Annotated in this window: 15 protein-coding genes and 1 riboswitch; of the genes, 11 read left to right on the forward strand and 4 right to left on the reverse strand. The window is 66.6% G+C overall.

Going from position 1 to position 23584, the window contains the following annotated elements; all coding sequences use genetic code 11:
• Positions 1–5 precede the first annotated feature (5 nt).
• Positions 6–476 carry a Spy/CpxP family protein refolding chaperone gene (locus tag AC07WS_RS23780; RefSeq protein WP_494731447.1) on the reverse strand — a complete coding sequence of 157 codons (471 nt, stop codon included), beginning with the start codon at positions 474–476 and terminating at the stop codon, positions 6–8.
• Between the two features lie 249 nt (positions 477–725).
• On the opposite strand from AC07WS_RS23780, the gene AC07WS_RS23785 reads away from it, so the two are divergent.
• The 10 genes from AC07WS_RS23785 (at position 726) to AC07WS_RS23830 (ending at position 18554) form a co-directional block, all read left to right on the forward strand.
• Positions 726–2162 carry an efflux RND transporter periplasmic adaptor subunit gene (locus AC07WS_RS23785; RefSeq protein WP_494731448.1) on the forward strand — a complete coding sequence of 479 codons (1437 nt, stop codon included), beginning with the start codon at positions 726–728 and terminating at the stop codon, positions 2160–2162.
• Complete coding sequence (locus AC07WS_RS23790; protein ID WP_494731449.1) at positions 2159–5269, forward strand: efflux RND transporter permease subunit; 3111 nt, start codon at positions 2159–2161, stop codon at positions 5267–5269. Before AC07WS_RS23785 ends, AC07WS_RS23790 begins: the two co-directional genes overlap by 4 nt.
• Positions 5266–8565: an efflux RND transporter permease subunit gene (locus AC07WS_RS23795; RefSeq protein WP_494731450.1), complete on the forward strand. Its 3300-nt coding sequence runs from the start codon at positions 5266–5268 to the stop codon at positions 8563–8565. Before AC07WS_RS23790 ends, AC07WS_RS23795 begins: the two co-directional genes overlap by 4 nt.
• Positions 8562–9989, forward strand: a complete 1428-nt coding sequence (locus AC07WS_RS23800; protein ID WP_494731451.1) for an efflux transporter outer membrane subunit — start codon at positions 8562–8564, stop codon at positions 9987–9989. The genes AC07WS_RS23795 and AC07WS_RS23800 overlap by 4 nt, the downstream gene beginning before the upstream one ends.
• Before the next feature lie 139 nt (positions 9990–10128).
• On the forward strand, positions 10129–12708 hold the full coding sequence (locus AC07WS_RS23805; RefSeq protein WP_494731452.1) for a chemotaxis protein CheB: 2580 nt from the start codon (positions 10129–10131) through the stop codon (positions 12706–12708).
• Positions 12709–12715: 7 nt separating this feature from the next.
• Positions 12716–14461 (forward strand): sensor histidine kinase, encoded by a 1746-nt coding sequence (locus AC07WS_RS23810; protein ID WP_494731453.1) that lies wholly within the window; start codon positions 12716–12718, stop codon positions 14459–14461.
• A 61-nt stretch (positions 14462–14522) separates the two neighbouring features.
• A complete protein-coding gene (locus tag AC07WS_RS23815) occupies positions 14523–16673 on the forward strand; it encodes a S46 family peptidase (protein WP_494731454.1) in 2151 nt (716 codons plus the stop codon).
• Positions 16673–17311, forward strand: coding sequence for a nicotinamide riboside transporter PnuC (gene pnuC / locus AC07WS_RS23820; RefSeq protein WP_494731455.1), 639 nt, complete (start codon positions 16673–16675; stop codon positions 17309–17311). Before AC07WS_RS23815 ends, pnuC begins: the two co-directional genes overlap by 1 nt.
• The gene (locus tag AC07WS_RS23825) at positions 17308–17832 is read left to right on the forward strand and encodes an AAA family ATPase (protein WP_494731456.1); all 525 of its coding nucleotides are present in this window, start codon (positions 17308–17310) and stop codon (positions 17830–17832) included. The genes pnuC and AC07WS_RS23825 overlap by 4 nt, the downstream gene beginning before the upstream one ends.
• Positions 17829–18554: a hypothetical protein gene (locus AC07WS_RS23830; RefSeq protein WP_494731457.1), complete on the forward strand. Its 726-nt coding sequence runs from the start codon at positions 17829–17831 to the stop codon at positions 18552–18554. Before AC07WS_RS23825 ends, AC07WS_RS23830 begins: the two co-directional genes overlap by 4 nt.
• Here AC07WS_RS23830 and AC07WS_RS23835 read toward each other — a convergent pair.
• Entirely contained in the window at positions 18551–20689 is a 2139-nt protein-coding gene (locus AC07WS_RS23835; protein ID WP_494731458.1) for a TonB-dependent siderophore receptor, read from the reverse strand. The two genes, AC07WS_RS23830 and AC07WS_RS23835, sit on opposite strands and share 4 nt — an antisense overlap.
• 54 nt (positions 20690–20743) lie before the next feature.
• A riboswitch (TPP riboswitch) is annotated at positions 20744–20842 on the reverse strand.
• Positions 20843–20960: 118 nt separating this feature from the next.
• On the opposite strand from AC07WS_RS23835, the gene AC07WS_RS23840 reads away from it, so the two are divergent.
• Positions 20961–21530 carry an Imm26 family immunity protein gene (locus AC07WS_RS23840; protein WP_494731459.1) on the forward strand — a complete coding sequence of 190 codons (570 nt, stop codon included), beginning with the start codon at positions 20961–20963 and terminating at the stop codon, positions 21528–21530.
• On the opposite strand, the gene AC07WS_RS23845 is transcribed toward AC07WS_RS23840, so the two are convergent.
• The gene (locus tag AC07WS_RS23845) at positions 21517–22215 is read right to left on the reverse strand and encodes a hypothetical protein (protein WP_494731460.1); all 699 of its coding nucleotides are present in this window, start codon (positions 22213–22215) and stop codon (positions 21517–21519) included. The two genes, AC07WS_RS23840 and AC07WS_RS23845, sit on opposite strands and share 14 nt — an antisense overlap.
• A complete protein-coding gene (locus tag AC07WS_RS23850) occupies positions 22215–23576 on the reverse strand; it encodes an ATP-binding protein (protein ID WP_494731461.1) in 1362 nt (453 codons plus the stop codon). Before AC07WS_RS23850 ends, AC07WS_RS23845 begins: the two co-directional genes overlap by 1 nt.
• Between the last annotated feature and the right edge of the window lie 8 nt (positions 23577–23584).

Here is a 23584-nt window from a genome sequence, read left to right on the forward strand (position 1 = left end):
ACGGCTTAGCCGTGATGCCCGTGGCGCTCGTGCATCTGGCTCAGATGGTCCGCCAGCTTCTGGCGCTGCGCCGGCGTAAGGGTATCACCTACGTCGGCCAGCAGCTGCACCAGCCGTTTGGATGCCTGGTCGGCCAGCGCCACGCCTTGTGCGCGGGTGGCTTCCAGCGCCGAACGGTCGATGGTGGCGGCGGACATCTGCTGCATCACCTGCTGGTGGATCTGGTGCAGCTGTTCGTGCATAGGCTTGATATCGGCCATGGCGGCCTTCACCAGCGGCTCGATCTTGGCCTTCTGCGCATCGGTGGCGTCGACTTCGACGTACAGGTGCTTGAGCATGCGGTCCATATGGGCGCTGGCGTCGATGGCGGCGTGCGGCCCGCTCATGTGGCGCTCGACGGCGAAGGCGCCGACGCCAACGACCAGTGTGGAACCCAGCAGGAATGCGGCGATGGTTTGGCGGTTAAAGATACTCATGTTCTGTCCTCGTTTGGTTGATGTGGGAGACAACGAGGCCAGTGTGCACGGCCAGCGTGAAGCGGCGATGTCGCGTTGGTAAAGATATGTAAAGCTGGATTAACGCAAAGTGCGCAAAGTCCTTGATTTGTAGCGAGTTTGTAACCTTAAGGGGAGGCGACTGACAGCGGCGGGATGCCTGTGCTAGAGTCCACGGATTGATCGCCATGGTGTGTTTGCCATGGACACGCACGCTTAAAAAGGACCACGATGGATACACCAGCCAAGCCGAATCAGACCGCCACCCCACCGCAGCGCAGCCGCCGTTCCAAGGTGGTCGGCAGCGTGATCGCCATCGCCGCCATGGCGGGGCTGGGCGGTCTGGCATGGTACTTGACGCACCAGCCGCCAAGCACCGGCGCGCCTGGTGCGCCGGGCGCGGGCGGGCCAGGTCCCGGCGGCCCTGGAGGCCCCGGTGGTCCAGGCGGCGGCCGTCGCGGCGGCCCGGCCACCACGGTGGGCGTCGCGACCGCCGAGAAGGCGGACATTCCGGTCACGCTGGAGGCCCTGGGCACGGTCACCGCAGCGGCCACCACCACGGTGCGTCCGCAAGTGTCGGGCATATTGCAGCAGGTGCTGTTCAAGGAAGGCCAGATGGTCAAGGCTGGACAGGTGCTGGCGCAGATCGATCCGCGCCAATTCGAAATGGCGCTGCTGCAGGCTTCCGGCCAACGCCAGCGCGACGAGGCGCAGCTGGAAAACGCCAAGCTCACTTTGAACCGCTATCGCACGCTGCTGGGGCAGGACTCGATCGCGCGCCAGGACGTGGACACGCAGGCCGCATTGGTCAAGCAGCTCGAAGGCACGGTGATGACCGACCGCGCGCAGGAAGGCACGGCCAAGCTGAATCTGGGCTACACCAAGGTGATCGCGCCGATCACCGGCCGCGTGGGCCTGCGCGTGGTCGATATCGGCAACCTGGTGGGCTCCGGCGACGCCAGCGGCATCGCCGTGATCACGCAGCTGTCGCCCATCGATGTGGAGTTCTCGATCCCGCAGGACAGCGTGCCAATGGTGATGCAGCAGGTGAACGCCGGCGCGCAGCTGCCGGCCATCGCGCTGGACCGCACCCGCACCAATGCGCTGGACAACGGCAAATTCTCGGCCATGGACAATCAGGTCGATGTGCAGACCGGCACCGTGAAGGCCAAGGCGCGCTTCGCCAACGCCAAGTCGACACTGTTCCCTAGCCAGTTCGTCAACGTGCGGCTGGAGCTGCGCACGATCAAGGACGCGGTGATGGTGCCGGTGACGGCGGTGCGCCACGGCGCCAACGGCGATTTCGTCTACGTGCTCAAGGCCGACAAGACCGTCACCATCCGCGCGGTCACGCGCGGCCAGGCCACGGTCGACAAGGTGCAAATCGCCAGCGGCCTGCAACTGGGCGAGCAGGTGATCACCGAGGGTGGGGACCGACTGAAGGAAGGCGCCAAGGTCACGCTGCCGGGTGAGGGCAAGGGCCGCCGTGACGGCGCTGGCGGCGAGCGCGCGGGCGGCTGGAAGGGCAAGCGCGATGGCGCGGCCGGCGAGGCTGCGGCTTCGGCGGCGTCCACGCCTGCTTCGGCTTCGGCGGCCGACGCGTCCTCCGCGCCAGCGGAAGGCGAGCGCCGTCATCATCGTAAAGAACAGGGCGCGGCACAACAATGAGTCCATCAGCACCCTTCATCCAGCGGCCGGTAGCGACATCGCTGCTGATGCTGGCGATCGTCCTGGCCGGCATCGTTGGCTTCAAGTTCCTGCCGCTGTCCGCGCTGCCGCAGGTGGACTTCCCCACCATTCAGGTGCAGACGCTGTACCCCGGCGGCAGCCCCGAAGTGATGGGCCAGACCGTGACCGCGCCGCTGGAGCGCCAGTTCGGCCAGATGGCCGGCCTGCAGCGCATGAGTTCCACCAGCGCCGCTGGCGTCTCCATCATCACCCTGCAGTTTGGCCTGGGCCAGACGCTGGACGTGGCCGAGCAGGAAGTGCAGGCCGCGATCAACGCCGGCGCCTCGCTGCTGCCGACCGACCTGCCGGCGCCGCCGGTCTACGCCAAGGTCAACCCGGCCGACGCGCCGGTGCTGACGCTGGCCATCACCTCGGACACGATGCCGCTGACCGAGGTGCAGAACGTGGTCAACACCCGCCTGGCGCTGAAGATCAGCCAAGTGTCCGGCGTCGGCCTGGTGACGCTGAGCGGCGGCCAGCGTCCGGCCGTGCGGATCCAGGCGGACACCAACGCGCTGGCGTCCTACGGCCTGGGGCTGGACACGCTGCGCACCGCGATCACCGCCGCCAACGCCAATGGCGCCAAGGGCAGCTTCGACGGCCCGACCCGCGCCTACAGCATCAACGCCAACGATCAACTGGTGACGGCCAAGGATTACAAAGAGCTGATCCTGGCCTATAAAAACGGCGCCCCGGTGCGCCTGACCGACGTCGCCACTGTCAAGGACAGCGCGGAGAACGTCGAACTGGGCGCCTGGTCCGGCAACAGGAAGGCCATCATCCTCAACGTGCAGCGCCAGCCCGGCGCCAACGTCATCGCCACCGTCGACGCCATCAAGGCGCGCCTGCCGGAGCTGCAGGCCGGCCTGCCGGGCGCGATGAAGGTCGAAGTGCTGAGCGACCGCACCACCGGCATCCGCGCCTCGGTCGAACACGTGGAGACCGAGCTGCTGCTGGCCGTGGTGCTGGTGGTGCTGGTGATCTTCGCCTTCCTGCATAGCCTGCGCGCCACCGTGATCGCCAGCCTGTCGGTGCCGATTTCGCTGATCGGCACCTGCGGCGTGATGTATTTGCTCGGCTATAGCCTGAACAACCTGTCGCTGATGGCGCTGACCATCGCCACCGGCTTCGTGGTGGACGACGCGATCGTCATGATCGAGAACATCGCCCGCTACATCGAGGAGGGCGAGACGCCGATGGCCGCCGCGCTCAAGGGCGCAAAGCAGATCGGCTTCACCATCATCTCGCTGACGGTGTCGCTGATCGCCGTGCTGATTCCGCTGCTGTTCATGGGCGACGTGGTGGGCCGCCTGTTCCGCGAATTCGCGATCTCGCTGGCGATCACCATTTTGATTTCCGCCGTGGTGTCGCTGACGCTGGTGCCGATGATGTCGGCGCGCTGGCTCAAGAGCCACGCCGAAGAGAAGCCTGGTCGCTTCGCCCGCCGCTTCCAGCAGTTCTTCGACTGGGTGATCAACCACTACGACCGTTCGCTGACCTGGGTGCTGAACCACGCCGGCCTGACGCTGCTGGTCGCCCTGGGCACGATGGCGCTGACGGTGCTGCTGTACGTGGTGATCCCGAAAGGCCTGTTCCCGACGCAGGACACGGGGCAGCTGCAGGCGCGCCTGGAGACCGGCAAGGCCGTGTCCTATGCGAAGATGGCGGAGCTGCAGCAGCAGGCCGCGCGCCTGGTCCTGGAAGATCCGGACGTCGCCACGCTCAGCTCCGTGGTCGGCGTGGACGCCGCCAACAACACCATGCTCCACACCGGCAGCATGCTGATCAACCTGAAACACCAGCGCACCGGCAGCCAGCAGCAGACCATGGACCGCCTGCGCCAGCGCGTGTCGCAGATCCCCGGCCTGACGCTGTACCTGCAACCGACCCAGGACTTGACCATCGACGCCGAATCCGGCCCGACCCAGTTCCGCGTGTCGATCGAAGGCGCGGACAACGCCACCGTCAACCAGTGGGCCACCAAACTGGCCGAGCAAATGCGCACCAAGCAGGAGCTGCGCAACGTGGTCTCCGACGTCGGCGCCAGCGCCAACGCGGCCTACGTCACCGTGGACCGCGACAGCGCCTCGCGCATGTCGATCACCGCCGCCTCGATCGACGACGCCTTGTACAGCGCCTTCGGCCAGCGCATCGTCTCGACCATCTTCACCGAGACCAACCAGTATCGCGTGATCCTGGAAGCGCGCCGCGATGACATCACCACGCCGGCCGACCTGGGCAACCTGCAGATCCGCACCGGCTCCGGCAAGGCCACGCCGCTGTCGGCGGTGGCGACCATCAGCGAGCGCGCCGCGCCGCTGCAGGTGACGCACGTGGCGCAGTACCCGGCCACCACGCTGGGCTTCGACACGGCGCCCGGCGTTTCGCTCGGCACGGCGGTGGACTCCATCAAGCAGGCCGCCGCCGAGATCAAGTTCCCGGCCTCGGTCACGCTGACCTTCCTTGGCGCGTCCGGCGCCTATCAGAACTCGCTGTCGAACCAACTGTGGCTGATCCTGGCCGCCGTGATCTGCGTCTACATCGTGCTTGGCGTGCTGTATGAAAGCTATATCCATCCGCTGACGATTTTGTCGACGCTGCCGTCGGCCGGCGTGGGCGCCTTGCTGGCGCTGCTGGTCAGCGGCCAGGATCTGGGCGTGATCGGCATCATCGGCATCATCCTGCTGATCGGTATCGTCAAGAAGAACGCCATCATGATGATCGACTTCGCCATCGAGGCGGAGCGGGAGGAGGGCAAGCCGCCGCGCGAGGCGATCCACCAGGCCGCGCTGCTGCGCTTCCGCCCCATCCTGATGACGACCCTGGCCGCGCTGTTCGCCGCCGTGCCGTTGATGCTGGGCTGGGGCGAGGGCGCCGAGCTGCGTCGTCCACTGGGCCTGGCCATCTTCGGCGGCTTGATCGTCAGCCAGATGCTCACGCTGTTCACCACGCCGGTGATCTACCTCGGCTTCGACAGCCTGGCGCGCCGCTTCGGCGGCGGCAAGCCCGCGCAGCCGCCGGCTTCCGTTGAAGGTGGTGCGCTGTGAACCTGTCGTCGCCCTTCGTCAAGCGTCCGATCGCCACCGTCCTGTTGACGTGCGGCCTGGCGCTGGCCGGCATCGGCGCGTTCTTCGTGCTGCCGGTGGCGCCGCTGCCGCAGGTGGACTTCCCGGTCATCTCGGTCAACGCCAACCTGCCGGGCGCCAGCCCCGCGACCATGGCCACCAGCGTGTCCACGCCGCTGGAGCGCCACTTGGGCGTGATCGCCGGCGTCAACGAGATGACGTCGCAATCGAACACCGGCTCCTCCAGCGTGACCCTGCAGTTCGACTTGAACCGCAACGTCGACTCGGTCGCACGCGAGGTGCAGGCGGCGATCAACGCCAGCCGCGTCGATCTGCCGGCCACGCTGCGCAGCAACCCGACCTACCGCAAGGCCAACACCTCCGGCATCCCGGTGATGATCCTGGCGCTGACGTCGGAAACCCGCACGCCGGGCCAGATCTTCGACGCCGTCTCCAACACCGTGCTGCAACGCTTGTCGCAGGTGACCGGCGTGGGCGATGTGGAACTGGGCGGCAGCTCGCTGCCGGCGGTGCGCGTCGAACTCAATCCGTATGCGCTGAACCGCTACGGCGTGTCGGCGGAGGACGTGCGCGCGGCCATCCAGGCCACCAACGCCAATCGTCCGCGCGGCGCATTGCAGGGCAATGGCCGCCGCCTGCAGATCTATACCGAGTCGGCCCACGCCAGCGGCGGGCGCTCCGCCGCCGACTACCGCAACCTGGTGGTTGGCTGGCGCAACGACAGCGCGATCCGGTTGCAGGACGTGGCGCAGGTGATCGACGGCGTCGAGGACAACAACAATCTTGGCCTGTTCAACGGCAAGCCGGCGATCATCGTCATCCTGCGTTCGCAGGCCGGCGCCAACGTCATCGAGACCGTCAACAGCGTGCGCGCGCAGCTGCCGCAGTTGCAGGCGCAGTTGCCGTCCGACGTCAAGATCGACGTCGCCAGCGACAGCACCAATTCGATCCGCTCGTCGCTGCACGAGATCGAGATCACGCTGATCATTTCGATCCTGCTGGTGGTGCTGGTGGTGAGCGCCTTCCTGCGCAGCGTGCGCGCCACCATCGTGCCGGCGGTGGCGACCATCGTCTCGCTGCTGGGCACCTTCGGCGCGATGTACCTGCTGGGCTTCAGCCTGAATAACCTGTCGCTGATGGCGCTGACGGTGGCCACCGGCTTTGTGGTCGATGACGCCATCGTGGTGCTGGAAAATACCACCCGCCATATCGAGGCCGGCATGAACCGCTTCGAGGCGGCGCTGCTGGGCGCGCGCGAGGTGGGCTTCACCGTGCTGTCGATCAGCCTTTCGCTGATCGCGGTGTTCATTCCGCTGCTGTTCATGGGCGGCCAGTTCGGCGCGTTGTTCAAGGAGTTTGCCGTGACGCTGTCGGCGGCGGTGATGATTTCGCTGGTGGTCTCGCTGACCACCACGCCGATGATGTGCGCCTGGCTGCTCAAGCCCGGCCACACGCACGCCAAGCCGCCGGGCCGCATCGCCCGGTTCTTCGAGCGCGGTTTCGATTTCATCCTCAAGGGCTACGAGCATAGCCTGGACTGGGCGCTGTCGAGCGTCTGGCTGGTGATGCTGAGCCTTGTGTTCGTGATCGGCCTGAATTTCTACCTGTTCGCCGCGATTCCAAAGGGCGGCTTCCCGCAGCAGGACACGGGCCAGATCAACGGCGGCATCCGCGCCGACCAGAGCATCTCGTTCCAGGCCATGCAGGGCAAGCTGCGCCAGCTGGTCAACATCATCAAGGACGATCCCGATGTCGCCACGGTGGTGGGCTTTACCGGTGGCCGCCGCGCCGGCGGCGGCTTCATGTTCATCAACCTGAAGCCGGCCAACCAGCGCACGGTGGCGGGGCAGGCGGTGATCGCCCGGCTGCGTCCCAAGCTGGCCAGGGTGACGGGCGTGAGCCTGTTCCTGAGCCCCGTGCAGGATCTGCGGGCCGGCGGACGACAGGCCAACTCCAACTACCAGTACACGCTCAAGAGCGACAACCAGGCCGATTTGAAGAAGTGGGCCAGCCGTCTCGCCGATGCGATGAAGGGCCAGAAGGCGCTGACCGACGTCGATACCGACCAGGCGGACAACGGCGTCGAGACCTTCGTCACCATCGACAAGAACAGCGCTTCGCGCCTCGGACTGTCGGCGCGCGATGTCGATAACGCCTTGTACGACAGCTTCGGCCAGCGCCAGGTGGCGACCATCTACGGTGAGTTGAACCAGTATCACGTCATCATGGAAGTGCCGCGCGAGTTCGCCAAGAGCCCGGCGGCGTTGAACGATGTGCACGTGCCGTCGAAAGGCCTGCCCGCGCCGAGCGCCAGCAATCCCAATGGCGCGCCGGTGGCGCTGACGGTGGCCGCGACGGGCAGCGTTACCGGCACGAGCGGCACCAGCACCAGCACGGCCAGCGCCACGCCGGCCAACGTCGCAGCGCCGGCGGTCAAGGATGCGTCATCCGGCTCCGCGTTGAGCACCAAGGCCACCACCATGGTGCCGCTGTCGGCGCTGGCCAGCTTCGCCGAGAGCTCGGCGCCGACATCGATCAACCACCAGGACGGCGAACTGGCGACCACCATCGCCTTCAACCTGCAGCCGGGCGCCAGCCTGTCCGACGCGGCGGAGCAGATCAAGGCGGCCGAAGCGGAAATCGGCATGCCGAACAATGTGCGCGGCAGCTTCCAGGGTTCGGCCAAGGCCGCGCAGGACAGCAACAAGTCGCTGCCGCTGCTGATCCTGGCCGCCATCGTGGTGATCTACATTGTGCTGGGCATCCTGTACGAAAGCCTGGTGCATCCGGTAACCGTGCTCACCACGCTGCCGTCGGCCGGCGTGGGCGCGGTGCTGGCGCTGCTGATCTTCAAGATGGAGTTCTCGACGATTTCGCTGATCGGCATCTTCCTGCTGATTGGTATCGTCAAGAAGAACGCCATCCTGATCATCGACTTCGCGCTGGAGGCGGAACGCTCGCGCGGCCTGACGCCGGTGCAGGCGGTGCGCGAGGCCTGCCTGTTGCGCTTCCGCCCGATCCTGATGACCACACTGGCCGCCGCGCTGGGCGCGCTGCCGCTGGCGATCGGCTTCGGCGAAGGCTCCGAGCTGCGCCAGCCGCTGGGCGTGGCCATCATCGGCGGCTTGATCGCCAGCCAGGTATTGACGCTGCTGACCACACCGGTGGTCTACATCCTGATGGACAAGCTGCGCCGCCGCGGCGCGTCCGAACAACATTTAAGCCGCATCCACAGCGAAGCGCCGAGCACACCATGAGTAAATACGCACCATCCTCCCGTTACCCCCTGATCGCGCTGGCCGCCTTGCTGGCCAGCGGCTGCGCGGTCGGCCCGGCCTACCAGTTGCCGTCCACGCCGCAGCCGTCGGCCTACAAGGAGACCGCCAGCGAGGCCGAGAAAGTCGCCGCCGGCTGGACCGCCGCCGCGCCGGCCGACGCGCTGGAACGCGGCCCGTGGTGGCAGCTGTTCGGCGACGCGCTGCTGAACCAGATGGCCGACAGCATCGAGGTCTCGAACCAGAACGTCGCCGCCGCCGTGGCCAACTACGCGCAGGCGCGGGCGCTGGTGGAGCAGCAGCGCGCCTCGCTGTTCCCGTCCGCCACGCTGAATGGCAGCGCCAACCGCTCCGGCGGTGGCGGCAACACGCCGACCGCCAACCAGTACCGCACCAGCATCGGCGGCAGCTGGGAGCCGGACGTGTGGGGCAAGCTGCGCGCGAACGCCAACAACGCCAGCGCCAGCATGCAGGCCAGCGCCGCCGAACTGGCCGCCGCGCGCCTGTCGGCGCAGGGCGAGCTGGCCACCAACTACTTCTCGCTGCGCCAGACCGACGCGCAGAAGGCGCTGCTCGACGCCACCACCGAGGGCTACGAGCGCGTGCTGCAGATCACGCAGAACCGCTTCGACGCCGGCATCGCCGCCAAGTCGGACCTGCTGCAGGCGCAAACCCAGCTGGCCAACGCCCGCATCGACCAGGTCACGCTGACGCGCCAGCGCGCCACGCTGGAACATGCGATCGCGGTCCTGCTGGGCAAGGCCGCCAGCGATTTCAGCCTGCCGCCGGCGCCGTGGAAGGTGGTGGTGCCCGACGTGCCGGCCGGCGTGCCATCGACGTTGCTGCAGCGGCGCCCGGACATCGCCGCCGCCGAGCGCCGCGTGGCTGCCGCCAATGAGCAGATCGGCGTGGCGCGCAGCGCCTACTTCCCCAGCCTGAACCTGACCGGCTCCTTCGGCTACGGCTCCAGCTCCACCGGCGGCTTGTTCAACGCCTCCAACAACCTGTGGTCCCTGGGCTTGTCGGCGGCGCAGACCTTGTTCGACGCCGGCGCCACCAGGGCCCGCGTCAGCGGCGCCGAGGCGCAGCGCGACGCGGCCATCGCCCAGTATCGCCAGACGGTGCTGGCCGCGTTCGCGGACGTGGAGAACCAGCTGGCCGCGACCCGCGCGCTGGCCCAGCAACAGGACCTGCGCAAGATCGCCTCCGAGGCGGCCGACCAGGTCGAGGCGCAGATGCTCAACCGCTACCGCGCCGGCCAGGTCGGCTACAGCGACGTGGTGACGGCGCAGAACACCGCGCTGGCCGCGCGCCGCGCGCTGGTGCAATCGCAGGCCGACCGCCAGACCACGGCGGTGGCGCTGATCCAGTCGCTCGGCGGCGGCTGGCATGCTGCTAGCGATTAGAGTGTTGTAAGGCAGGGCGCGGGTGCTTGGTTTTTGGGTGGGGTGTTTGTATAATCATCTGGCAAGATGTAAACAAATACCACTTTTCCGAGACGCCTGACCGCCGGTGCAGGACTGTTCCAGCTGTCGCCAAGCCACGATGACGAAACCAACTGCTCATGCAGCCGCAGTATCCGCCATCGACGAGCCGGTGGCGAAGCCCGCCCTTGGCCTGGTGCCGGTGGTGGGTGTTGGCGCATCCGCGGGCGGCCTCGATCCGATCTGCGAATTCCTGGTCGGGGTGCCGCCGGCCAGCGGCTTCGCCTATGTCATCGTCCAGCATCTCGATCCGACTCACAAGGCCATGCTGCCGGAGTTGCTGCAACGGGTCACGCGCATGCCGGTGCATGAGATCGAGCATGGCATGCAGGTCGAAGCCGACCACGTGTACGTGATCCCGCCGGGCCGAGACCTCGGTTTCGACGGTTCCGCCTTTGCCGTGCTGCCGCCGTGCGGCGCGCGCGGCCATCGTTATCCCATCGATAGCTTCTTCCAGGCGCTGGCCGCGCGCAGCGGCGAACAGGCGGTGGCCATGGTCTTTTCCGGCATGGGCTCCGACGGCACGCTGGGCCTGCGTGCGGTGCGCGAAGCCGGCGGCTTGACGCTGGCGCAGCAGCCGGCGTCGGCCCGCTTCGATCCGATGCCGCTCAGCGCCATTGGCGCCGACGTGGTCGATATCGTCGCGCTGCCGAGCGAGATGGCGGCCCATCTCGCCAGTTGGCTGAATGTCCGGGAACCGAGCCTGCCAGTCGAAGCGGCCGTTCAGCGCGACGCATTGCAGCAGTTGTTCCAGCTGCTGCTCAAGCAGACCGGCGCCAATTTTTCCGAGTACAAACTGAGCACCGTCTTGCGCCGCATCGAGCGCCGGATGAAGGTGTGCCAGTGCGCGACACTGGCCGACTATGTCGACTATCTGGACCAGAATCCGGCCGAGATCGAGCTGCTGTTCAAGGAGCTGCTGATCGGCGTGACCAATTTCTTCCGCGATTCCAGGGTGTGGGACTACCTGATGGCGACCGGGTTGCCGCAGCTGCTGGAGGCGCATCCGGGCGGCGCCGCCTTCAAGGCCTGGGTGCCTGCCTGCTCGACCGGCGAGGAAGCGTATTCGCTGGCGATCGCCTTCAATGAAGTGCTGGAGCGGGTGCGCCCGGCGGCGCGCTACACGCTGCAGATATTCGCCACCGATCTCGATGACGACGCCATCGACCGTGCGCGCCAGGGCGTGTTCGGCGCCGCCATCGAAGCCGACCTGCCGCCGGCGCTGCTGCAGCGTTACTTCGTGCCGGCCGAGAATGGCGGCTACCGCATCCGCAAGGACGTGCGCAACACCATCATCTTCGCGCGCCAGAACATCATTTCCGACCCACCGTTCACCAAGCTCGATATACTGTGCTGCCGCAACCTGCTGATTTACTTCACGGCCAAGCTGCAGGAGCAGTTGATCCCCCTGTTCCACTACGCGTTGAAGAACGACGGTATGCTGATGCTGGGCAGCGCCGATACGCCCGGCCATTACAGCGAGTTGTTCGCGCCGATGACCAGCGCGGGCCATATTTACCGCCGGCTCGACGCGTCCATCCATCGCGTGGCCAACTATTTCCCGACCCGCGTCAACGGCGTGTCCGCCCCCACAGCAAGTGAACCTCATCAGCCATCCATGAACGGTAATCTCCAACTCCAGGTCGAGCAGCAGCTGCTCAAGAAGCATACGCCGGCCGCCGTGCTGCTCAACGTCCATGGCGATATCCTGTACATCCACGGCCGCACCGGCGCCTACCTGGAGCCGGCCGCCGGCAAGGCCAACTGGAACATCCATGCGATGGCGCGCGACGGCCTGCGGCACGAGCTGGCCGACCTGCTCAAGCGCGCGGCCACGGGCGAGGGCGCGATCGCGGTGCGCGGCCTGGTCCTGCGCGACGATGCCGGCAAGCCCACGCAGGCGCTGGACCTGACCGCCGAGGCCATGCCGGGCGATGGCCCGCTGGCCGGCACCGTCATGCTGACCCTGGCCAATGTGCCGCTGCCGCCGGAAAAGCGCCGTTCGCGTTCCAGCAATCCGTATGTGCTGGAACTGGAGCAGCAGCTGGCGCAGGCGCGGATGGAGATCCAGGCGGTGCGGGCCGAGATGCAAGCCTCGCGCGAGGAGCTCAAGTCGGCCAACGAGGAACTCCAGTCCACCAACGAGGAACTGCAATCGACCAACGAGGAGCTGACCACCTCCAAGGAAGAGATGCAGTCGCTGAACGAGGAGCTGTACACCGTCAACGCCGAGCTGCAATCGAAGGTCGACGACCTGTCGGTGGTGAACGGCGATATGAAGAATCTGCTCAACAGCACCGACATCGCCACTATCTTCCTCGACGGTGAGCTGCGCATCCGCCGCTTCACCGATCAGAGCAAGCATATTTACAAGCTGATACCGGGTGACGTGAACCGGCCGCTGAGCGACATCGTCAACGATTTACAGTATCCTGAATTGGAGTCCGACGCGCGCGAGGTGCTGCGTACGCTGGTGTTCCGCGAACGCCAGGTGCCGACCAACAGCGGCGGTTGGTACACGGTGCGCATCATGCCTTACCGCACCGTGGACAACGTGATCGATGGCGTGGTCGTCACCTTCATCAACATCACCGAATCGAAGCAGCTGGAGGCGCAGCTGCGGTCGATGCAGAAAGAATAGGACCAGCATGAGCCACCGCCAGCGTCCCGAACTCGATCCGCAGCAATTGCGCCAGATCGCCGAACTGACGGTGGCGGCGCTGCCGAAAGTGAAGCCGCCGGCGAGCGGCGCCGGCAGCGATGAACTCAAGCGCTGGCACGAACTGCAGGTCAACCAGATCGAGCTCGATATGCAGAACATGGCGCTGGCCGAGCTGCAGGCGGAGCGCGACCTGGCCGAGGCGGGGCGCGACAGCTACGCGGAGTTGTACGATCATGCGCCGGCCGGCTACCTGTCGCTCGACGCGGACGGCCGCATCACCCGCGCCAACCAGGCCGCCGCCGTGCTGCTGGCGCGCGCGCTGGACGATTTGCCGGGGCGCGGCTTCGAGCAGTTCGTGGCGCCGCAGGCGCAGCCCACGCTGCGGGTCTTCCTGCATGATTTGCTCGCCAACGGCGGACGCGCGGTGCTGGAAGTGCCGTTGTTCGACCGGCGCGCCCGCCCGGCGCCGCAGGCGCTGCGCCAGGTCCGCATCGAGGCCAACATGGACCCGGTGGCCCGCACCTGCCGCATGATCCTGTCCGACATCGGCACCGAGGGTGTGCGCGAAGATGCGCGCCGGCGCGCCTTCCAGGTCCTCGACAGCATCGACGAGGCGGTGCTGGTGTGCGACGCCGCGCAGAACATCGTCTTCGTCAATCCCGCCTTCACCAAGCTGACCGGCTACGCGGTGGAGGAGGCGCTGGGCCGCAATCCGCGCTTCCTGGGCCGTCCCGGCGCGCATCCGGCCGGCTACCACGCCGAGGCGATGCGCTGCCTGCGCAGCTACGGCCGCTGGCAGGGCGAGGTGTACAACCGCCGCCGCGAAGGCACGCCTTACGTGGCCTCGATGTCGTTGACGGTGGTGCGCGACGACGATGGCGCGATCAGCCATTACATCGGCGTGTTCTCCGACGTCACCGCGCGCCAGCAGGCCGAGGCCGCGCTGCTGAAATTGTCGCGCGAGCTCGATGTGCGGGTGGCCGAGCGCACCGCCGAACTGACGGAGGCCAATCGCCAGCTGATGCTGGAGGTGGTGGAGCGCAAGCGCACCGAGGCCGCGCTGCACGAATCGCGCGAGCAGCTGCGCAAGCTGGCCGAGCACCTGGAGACGGTCAAGGAGAGCGAGCGCACCCGCATCGCCCGCGACATCCACGACGAACTGGGACAGAACCTGATGGCGCTGCGCATCGATATCTCCATGCTCAGCGCCCGCACCAGCGGGCGCCATGCGCGCCTGCACCAGCGGGTGGACGCGGTGCTGGAGAATGTGGACACCACCATCAGCAGCGTACGCGGGATCATGAACGAGCTGCGGCCGGCGGTGCTGGACCTGGGGCTGCAGGCCGCGCTGGAATGGCAGGTGGGCGAGTTCCGCAAGCGCAGCGGACTGGAATGCACGCTGGCGCTGCCCGACGACGCGGTGTGCGCCGCGCTCGCGCCGGCCATGCAGATCGTGCTGTTCCGCAGCCTGCAGGAGGCGCTGAGCAATGTGCGGCGCCACGCCAGCGCCACCCGCGTGGACGTGCAACTGGCGCGGCGCGACGGGCGGCTGCGCTTCAGCGTCAGCGACAACGGCGTCGGCATCGCGCCCCAGCACCGCGGCAAGAGCGAGTCCTTCGGCTTGATCGGCATGGCGCAGCGGGTCGAATCGCTGGGCGGGCGGCTCGATATCGGCCAGTACGCACCGGGGCGCGGCTGCACGCTGACGCTGGACTTCGCGCTCCCCGCCTGACGATAAAAGCATTTTCAGCTATCCGCAGAAGGAATATACTGCCGCCAGAACTCAAACTGGGGTGTATATCTTGTTAAAATATCTAATTCTGCCGGTGGCGCTGATCGGCGCCGCGTCGGCGCAGGCCGACGAAGGCCAATGGCAACCGTATCAGCTGCCGCAGCTGAAATCCGAATTGAAGCGCATCGGCATCACCATCCCCGCCGAAAAGCTGTCCGACCTGTCCAAGCACCCGATGAGCGCCATCGTGTCGCTGGTCGGCTGCTCGGCGTCGTTCGTGTCGGACGCCGGCCTGGTGGTGACCAATCACCACTGCGCCTACGGCGCCATCCAGCGCAACGCCACGCCCGAACATAACTACATCGTCGACGGCTTCCTGGCCAAGACCCGCGCCGAAGAGCTGCCGGGCGGCCCGAACACGCTGGTGTACGTGACCGACAAGGTGGAAAACGTCACCGACCGCGTGCTCAAGGGCGTGAGCGACACCATGAGCGGCAAGCAGCGCCACGACGCCGTGGAAAAATCGATCAAGGCGCTGATCGCCGAATGCGAGAGCGACAAGATCTACCGCTGCTCGGTGCCGGCCTTCCACCGCGGCCTGGAGTACTACCGCATCCGCCAGATGATGATACGCGACGTGCGCCTGGTGTACGCGCCGGCCGACATGATCGGTAACTTCGGCGGCGACATCGACAACTACGAATGGCCACGCCAGGGCGGCGACTACTCCTTCCTGCGCGCCTACGTGGGCAAGGACGGCCGCCCGGCCGATCCGTCGCCGGACAACGTGCCTTACCACTCGAAGGACTTCCTGGTGGTCTCCGCCGCCGGTCTGAAAAACGGCGATCCGGTGCTGTTGGCCGGCTACCCCGGCCGCACCAGCCGCTATAAGCTGCCGTCGGAAATCCGCGCCGCGCGCGACTCGGTCTATCCGGCCAAGGTGGCCGAGCTCCAGGCCGACCTGGACGTGATCGCCGCCGCCACCAAGGGCAATCCTGCCGCCGCCGTGCGTTACGCCAGCATCGACAAGAGCATGAACAACGTGATGAAGAAAACCCAGGGCCTGCTGGACGGCTTTGCGCGCAAGGACATCGCCGCCATCAAGGACGTGCAGGACGCCGAGTTCCGCGCCTGGTACGCCAAACAGCCGGGCATGTCGAAGACCCTGCTGGGCGAGCTCGATGCGGTGATCGCCGCCGACCTGGCGCTGAGCGACGAGGAATTCGGCTACAGCGTCGCCACCACCGGCGATCTGCTCAAGAGCGCGAGCACCCTGTACCGCCTGGCGCGCGAAGGCGCCAAGCCGGACACCGAACGCGAAACCGGCTACCAGCAGCGCGACCTGACCTTCATCAAGGCCCGCCTGAACCGCCTGGAGCAGTCGTATGTCGGCAGCATCGACCAGGCGCGCTTCGTCGCCGCCCTGCAGCGCTACGCCAAGCTGCCGAAGTCCATGCACGTCGGCGGCATGGACGCGCTGCTGCCGTCCGTCGAATCGGTGCCGGCCTTGTACGCCAAATCGGAACTGGGCGACACCGCCAAGCGCCTGGCATGGCTGGGCAAGGACGCAGCCGCCATCGCCGCGTCGAACGACGCCTTCCTGCAACTGGCGGTCAAGCTGGACGACGTGACGCAGTCGCTGAAGGAACGCCGCAAAGAACTGGACGGCAACCTGGAACGCGTGATCCCGCAATACATGCAGACCGTGATCGCGTGGAAGAAGTCGCAGGGCAAGCCGGTCTACCCGGACGCCAATTCGACGCTGCGCGTGACCTACGGCACCGTGTCGCCGTACTCGCCGAAGGACGGCATCACCAAGGGCCCGTTCACCACGATCGAAGGCATCGTCGAGAAGAACACCGGCAAGGACCCGTTCAACGCGCCGAAGAAATTACTGGACGCGATCAAGGCCAAGCGCTACGGCCAGTTCATGGATCCGATCCTGGGCACGGTGCCGGTTGACTTCCTGACCAGCGCCGACACCACCGGCGGCAATTCCGGCTCGGCGGTGATGAACAAGAACGGCGAGTTGATAGGCTTGAACTTCGATTCGACCTACGAGTCCATCACCAAGGACTGGTACTTCGATACCGCCATCACCCGCGCCATCCACATGGATATCCGCTACATGCTGTGGGTGATGGCCGAAGTGGACCACGCCGATAACGTGCTCAAAGAGCTGACCATCAAATATCCGGCCAAGAAAAAATAATGAACGAGCTGTCGGTTTTGTTGGGGTACCTGAACATGCCGTGGCGTCTGGCAGGCGTGGCCACGTCCCCGCTGGAACTGGTGTCGTTCATTTTGTCGGTGGCGACGGTGTGGCTGAACATCCGGCAGAGTCATTGGGGCTGGCTGTTCGCCATCATCTCGTCGGCCACCTACGGGCTGGTGTTCTTCGGTTCGCGGCTGTATGGCGACATGGCGCTGCAGCTGGTGTTCATCGCCGTGTCGTTCTTCGGCTGGTACCAGTGGCTGCACGGCGACGACAGCCACGAGCGGCTGCCCGTGTCCACGCTGGACGCGCGCGGCCGCTGGCTGGCCGCCGCCGCCTGGCTGGCCGGCTTTGCGCTGCTGGCCTGGTTCCTCAAGTCCTATACCGATACCGACGTGCCGAACTCCGACGGCTTCCTGACCGCGGGCAGCCTGGTCGGACAGCTGCTGCTGTCGCGTAAAAAGGTCGAGAACTGGCACGTGTGGATCATTGTCGACGTGCTGTACGTGGCGCTGTACCTGCACAAGCATCTGGTGCTGACGGCCGTGCTGTACGCGGTGTTCGTCGGCATGGCGGTGATCGGCCTGCGCGCCTGGAGCAGCGACGGCGCCGGCGGCCGCATGGCGCTGGAATGAATACGGCGGTGCCGCGGCGGGTGGCGATACTGGGCGCGGCGTCGTCAGGCAAATCGACGCTGGCGGCGGCGCTGGCCGAACGCTATCAAACGCTGTGGGTACCCGAGTACCTGCGCGAATTCGTCGACACCGAGGCCAGGATACCGGTGGCGGCCGACCAGTTCCATATCGCCGAAACGCAGCGCGACCGCGAGGATGCGGCCGCGCCACGCGCCAACCAGTATCTTTTTTGCGACACCGCGCCGCTGATGACGGTGGTCTACGGCCACCATTATTTCGGCGGCATCGACGAGCAGCTGGCCGCGCTGGCGGCCACGCACCAGCAGGATTACGCCTTCACGCTGGTGACGGCGCTGGATATCCCGTGGATCGCCGATGGCTTGCAGCGTGAATCCGAGGAAGTCAGCGTCATCGTCAACCGCATGCTGCTGGACGAGCTGGCGGCGCGTGGGATACCCTATCTGCTGGTGTCGGGCGATCCCGGCGAACGACTATCCCAAGTGGAGCGGCATCTACCATGAAGCAGCGGCTGGCGGTGATCCTGATGTGCGTATCCCCGCTGGCGTTGGCCGATACCGGCTACTACCTGGTCTCCACCTACGACGTGGAGGGCCAGGCATCCCTCGACTATAAATACTGGAACGCCCATTACAACGGGCGCACCGTGGCGGCGCCGGAAATCGGCGTCGGCTACGGCGTCACGTCGCGCTGGTACACGGAGCTCTACGTCAAGTGGGTCAAGATGAACGGCGGCGCGCCCCATAGGCAGGAGACGGCGTGGCAGAACGACTACCTGCTGACGCAAGGCCAGTATGCCTTCGACCTGGCGCTGCACACCAAGCTGGAAAAGGCCCGCGACAACGCCGACGGCTACGCGCTGGAATGGGGGCCGGTGCTGCAGACGGAGATCGGCCGCACGCAGTTCAACGCCAATCTGTTCTTCCAGCGCGACTACCGCGTGGCGCCGGGCGGCGGCGAGCATCCGATGGAGCTGACTTACCAGCTGCAAGTGAAGCATAACTGGATGCCCTGGCTGCAGCCGGGCGTGCAGGCATTTGGCGAGGTGGGGAAGTGGAACGACTGGCTGCCATACCGGCAGCAGTCGCACCGCGCCGGGCCGGCGGTGTTCGGGCACCGCGATATTGGCCGGCAGGAGATCAAGTACGAATTCGCTTACCTGATCGGCAGGAATTCGGCACGCGCAGCGAAGAGCTTTTCGATGCGCGTGCAGCTGGTCTTTTAAAGGTCGAACTGGGCCGACACGCGGAAGGTGCGGGTGGCGCCCGGCATCAGGTAGCCGCCCAGCTCCGGCGTGACGTCGCGCCAGTAGAACTTGTCGAACGCGTTGTCGATGCCGGCGCGCAGCGTGGTCTGCACGCCGCCGACGCGGGTGGCGTAGGCGCCGCCCAGGTTCAGCACATGGTAGCCCGGCACGAACACCTGGTTCTTCGTATCGAACGCCTTCTTGCCCGAGTAGACCCAGTTGGCGTTGACCGACAGCCCGGCCACTTGCGGCACGGCGTAGTCGGCGTACACGGTTGACTTGAAGGCGGCGACGTCGGCGACGCGTTTGCCGTCCAGTTCCGCCGAGCCGGTGTCGCGCTGCTGCGTGTTGAGCGCGGTGGCCGATACGCCCACCGTCAGCTCGCGCGAGGCGCGGCCGTTCAGGGCCATTTCCAGGCCGCGGTTCTGTGCGCGGCCGTTGCGCACGAAGGTGTTTTGCGCGTCGGTGTATTCCAGGCCCTTGCGGATCTCGAACAGCGCCACGCTGGCGCTCAGGTCGGGATGGATGTCGGCCTTGACGCCCACTTCGACCTGCTTCGATTTGCCCGGCGCCAGCGCGCGGGCTTCGTTGACGGTGCCGATCGGCGCAAGGCCGCCATGCTCGAGGCCCTGCGCGTACGAGGTGTAGACCGAGACGTTGGGACGCAGGCTGTACACCAGCGCCACGTTCGGCAGCCAGAAGCCGACATCGGTGTGGGCGGACGGCAGCCGGTTGCTGGCCAATTCGTCGCGCTTGACCTGCACGTAACGCGCGCCGGCGTGCAGCTTGAGCTGCTCGTTGAGGCTCAGGATGTCCTGCGCGAACAGGGCGCGTTCGTTGTCGCTGCGGCGTTCGGAGACCGGGCCGCTGGTGCCGGTCGCCGGCGCCACCATGATAGGGTGGTAGATGTTGCTGAACGCGGTGCCGTCGGCGCCGGCCTGCACGTACAGGTAGTCGCCCCATTTCTCGCTGTTTCTGAACAGCGATGCGCCGCCGGTGAAGTCATGCTTGATCGAGCCGGTGCTGAACTTGCCCTGAACCAGCGCCTGCACCGTCAGCGGCGATTTCTTCTCGCCCAGGCTGATGTAGTCGTAGATGTCGTAGTCGCCGTTGCCGCAGAAGCCGGGGTACAGCAGCTGCGCCGTGCAGCCGTAAGGGAAGGCGGTGTAGTCGTCGCGCTTGAACTGGTGCTGGTTGGCGCTGACGGTGGTGCTCCAGTCGGGCGTGAACTTGTACTCGAAGCGCGCGCCGATGTTGCTGCTGGTGGTTTCCACCGGACGGCTCCACGGCTGGTTGTTCAGCATGGTGTCGGCCGGGATGTTCGGCAGCGTCGTGTTGTTCAGCAGCTGGAAGCCGGGCGCGGTCACTTGCGATTTCTTCTGGTAGTCGGCGTCCACCTGCAGCAGCGCCTGCGGCGAGATCTTCCAGTCGAAGGCGGCCGAGACGAACTTGCGGTTGCCGTCCGCGCCCTTGATGTAGGAGCGCAGGCGCTCGGCGGCGGCGTTGAAGCGGTAGCCGAAGCGCTGGTCTTCGAAGCGTCCGCCCAGGTCGACGGCGCCGTACAGCGTGCCGCGTTCGCGCTCTTCCAGCACCACGGTGCGCAGCGGCGCATCGGTCGGACGCTTGGTGACGTAGTTGACCACGCCGCCCGGCGCCGACACGCCCGCCTGCAGGCCGGACAAGCCTTTCAGCACTTCCAGGCGTTCCTTGTTCTCCAGCGGGATCTGGGTGTCGGCCGAGACGGACATGCCGTCCTTGCGGTAGCTGGAGGCGTTGTCCAGCTTGAAGCCGCGGATGGAGAACTGCTCCGAGTAGCCGACCGCGTTGTAGGAGTCGCTCAGGCTGGCGTCGTATCTGGCGGCGTCGGTGGTGGAGCGCACCTGGCGGTCCAGCATCTGCTGCGAGGTCAGCACGCTGACCGAGGCCGGGGTTTCCAGCAGCGGCGTGTTGGCGAAGCCGGCCACGGAGGCGCGGCTGGCCTGGGCCTTGGCGCCGGTGATCACCACCTCGGGCAGGGCTTGCTCTGCGGCGGAGGTTTCAGCGACGGCGGCGCCGGGAAAAGCCTGTAACACCGCCAGCGCGATGGCGGAAACTGCAAATTTTGGTGTGGACATATGGACTCTCTACGTGTTCGGCTGGAGCCGCGGGGAGAGCCATCAAAGGAGGGGAAACACTGCTTTGCGCTTTCCTTCGCTGGCATTATCCAGATCAGGTACGAAGGGTATCTCTCACCCGGCAGCAAAGCTCCAGGACCCCTAGCGAGGCGTTAGTGTAGCACAGGCGCGGAGTGCGGTGCCGTGCGCCGCGTTCCGCGCCGCGCCGCTACACTGGGGGTTTGCGCCGCAGGGCGCCAACGAAGCAGTCACAGCTTTTAACGGAGGCGCCATGATGTCCGTGCATTTTGGCGACACCTTGCTGCATCGTGCAAGCGAAAGGGTGGGAATGAGGCAGTCGTATCAAGAGGGAAGCTGGTTTGCGATTCCGTTGCTGGATGGCGGCTATGGCTGGGGGCTGGTGGCACGCCTGTCGCCGGGCAGCAAGATCATGCTGGCGTATCTGTTCGGCCCCAAGCTGGCGCGCCTGCCGTCGCTGGAGGAGCTCAACACGCTGCAGCCGCAGGACGCGCTCAAGGTGCTGCGGGTGGGCGACATGGCGCTGGCCAGCGGCCACTGGCGCGTGCTGGGGGACATCGCCGACTGGAATCCGGCGCTGTGGCCGATGCCGCAGTTCCTGCGCCGTGCCGATTCGCTCAAGCGCGCCTGGCGCGTCACGTATTCGGACGCGGACCCGAGCCGCTCGGAGCGCGAGGAATCCGTCCCCTACGATACGCAAGGGCTGGAAACGGATTCGCTGTACGGCTACGGCTCCACCGAGCTGTTGCTGACCCGCCTGCTGGAGCCGCAGGACCACCCGATCAACCGCAGCAGTGGTGGCGGCAGCGCTAGTCGCAGCTGACGTTCCAGGCCGCGTACTCGCCGCGGTGCTTGCGCACGGCGACGCGGGCGATGGTGTCGCGGTCGCTTTCAAACACCAGGTTGAACATCACGGGCGCGCCGGCAGCCGGCGGCGCCGGTTCGATCGCGCGCAGCGTGAAGGGCAGGGCGCGCTGGCGGATGCAGCGCGAGTTGCCGGCCAGGAGCAGGCGCGCGCGGCTCAGCAATTCGGGATACTGGCGCAGCAGCGCCACCACGTCCTCCGGCGGCAGCGCCTGGTCCATCAGCACCGTGTGCGGCGCGGCGCTGCAGACGGTCTTGGGCTGCGCCAGCCACACATGCCAGCTGGGCGGCTGCGCCGCCTCGCTCCAGCGCGCGTCTCTGGGCGCCCTGGCGTCGTAGACAAAGCTGGAACGGATCTGCCGGCACAGGTCCACCGCCGAATGGCGCGGCGCCGAATCGACACGGGCGATCACCTGCCACGGCTTGCCGCGCTGGCGCTCGATCTCGAACGCCGGCGCGAACAGCGGCTGCACCACTGGCGCGCCCTTGGATTCGGCCAGCATCTTCTGGCGGAAGTAGTCGTCGAAGCTGGCGCGTTCCGCGTCGGTCGGCTGGCGCTGTTCGATGCGCGGCGGCGCGGGCGGCCTGGCGGCCGTGGCCTGGCCTGCGGCCATCAGCAGCACTGCAAGCGACATCGCCCGCATCACGCCGCCTTCATCACGATCTGGATCAGCAGGCCGCCGCCCTCGCGGTTGCGCACCTGCAGCTCGGCGCCGTGGCGCTGCATCACGCGGTCGACGATGGCCAGGCCCAGGCCGGCGCCGTTGGCCTGGCCGCGCGCGGCGTCGAGCCGGGTGAAGGGCTTGAGCAGCTGTTCGATCTGTTCGGGCGGCACGCCGTTGCCGTGGTCCTGCACCTCGATCACCACCCGGCGCGAGGTGTGCATGCCCTTTATGCTGCACTTGATGTCGATCTCGGTCAGTTCGCTGCCTGGCGTCTTGCCGTAGCGGCGGGCGTTCTCGATCAGGTTGTTGATGACGCGCTTGATGTCGGTGGCGTTGCCCATCACGTGGGCATTGGGCGCGATGTCGGTGTGGATGGTCACGTCCGGCAGGCGGCCCGCCTCGTGCGCGGTGTCGCTCAGCAGTTCGCTGAGGTCGACGTTGATGAAGCTCGACACCTCGGTCGGCTTGGCGTAGTCGAGGAACTGGCCGATGATGTCGTCCATCTGCGCGATGTCGGACTGGATGCCCTCGCGCGCCTCGTTCGACAGGTTGGCCATCTCCACCTCCAGCTGCATGCGCGCCAGCGGCGTGCGCAGGTCGTGCGAGATGCCGGCCAGGATCACGGCGCGGTCGGACTCCACCTGCTGCAGCTGGTCGACCATCTGGTTGAAGCTGCGGTTGGCCACCATGATTTCCATCGGCCCCTTTTCCGGCAGCGGGTCCGGGCGCTTGCCCTGGGCGAAGGCGCGGGTGGCCTGCGTCAGGCGCCGCAGCGGCAGGTTGATCAGGCTGGAGATGAAGGCCGCGCCCAGCAGCGACACCACCGACACCACGCTGGCCCAGCCCAGCCACTGGATGCCGGTCAGGCCGCGGATGCGCTCGCGTTCCAGCATCAGCCAGTAGGCGTCGTCGTCGATCTTGAAGCTGACCCAGAAGCCGGCCACGCCGTTCACGCGCGCCGAGAAGCGGGTGTCCTCGCCCAGCTTGGCCTTGACCAGCTTCTGGATGTCGGGCATGAGGGCGTTGTCGGGCGGCGGATCGACCTTGTCGTCGTCCTCCAGCGTGAACACGCGGATGCCCTCGTTGGACACCAGGTCGAACAGCAGCTCGCGCCGCAGCTCGGGCGCGGAGTGGGTGAGGGCGGCGTGGGTGATGGTGACCACCGAGATCACCTGCGACGAGATCTGCTGCACCTGCGGCTCGTGCTGCACCACGCTGATCATGCCGACCCAGGCCGTCATGCTGGTCGTGGTGAGCGCGCCCAGCAGGAAGAAGGTGCGCCAGAACAGGCCGCTCTTGAGGCTGGCGATGCGGAAGGTGAACGGGAACTTCGACTTCATGCGTGCTT

The sequence above is a fragment of the Duganella sp. GW821-FHT01E12 genome (assembly GCF_059422325.1).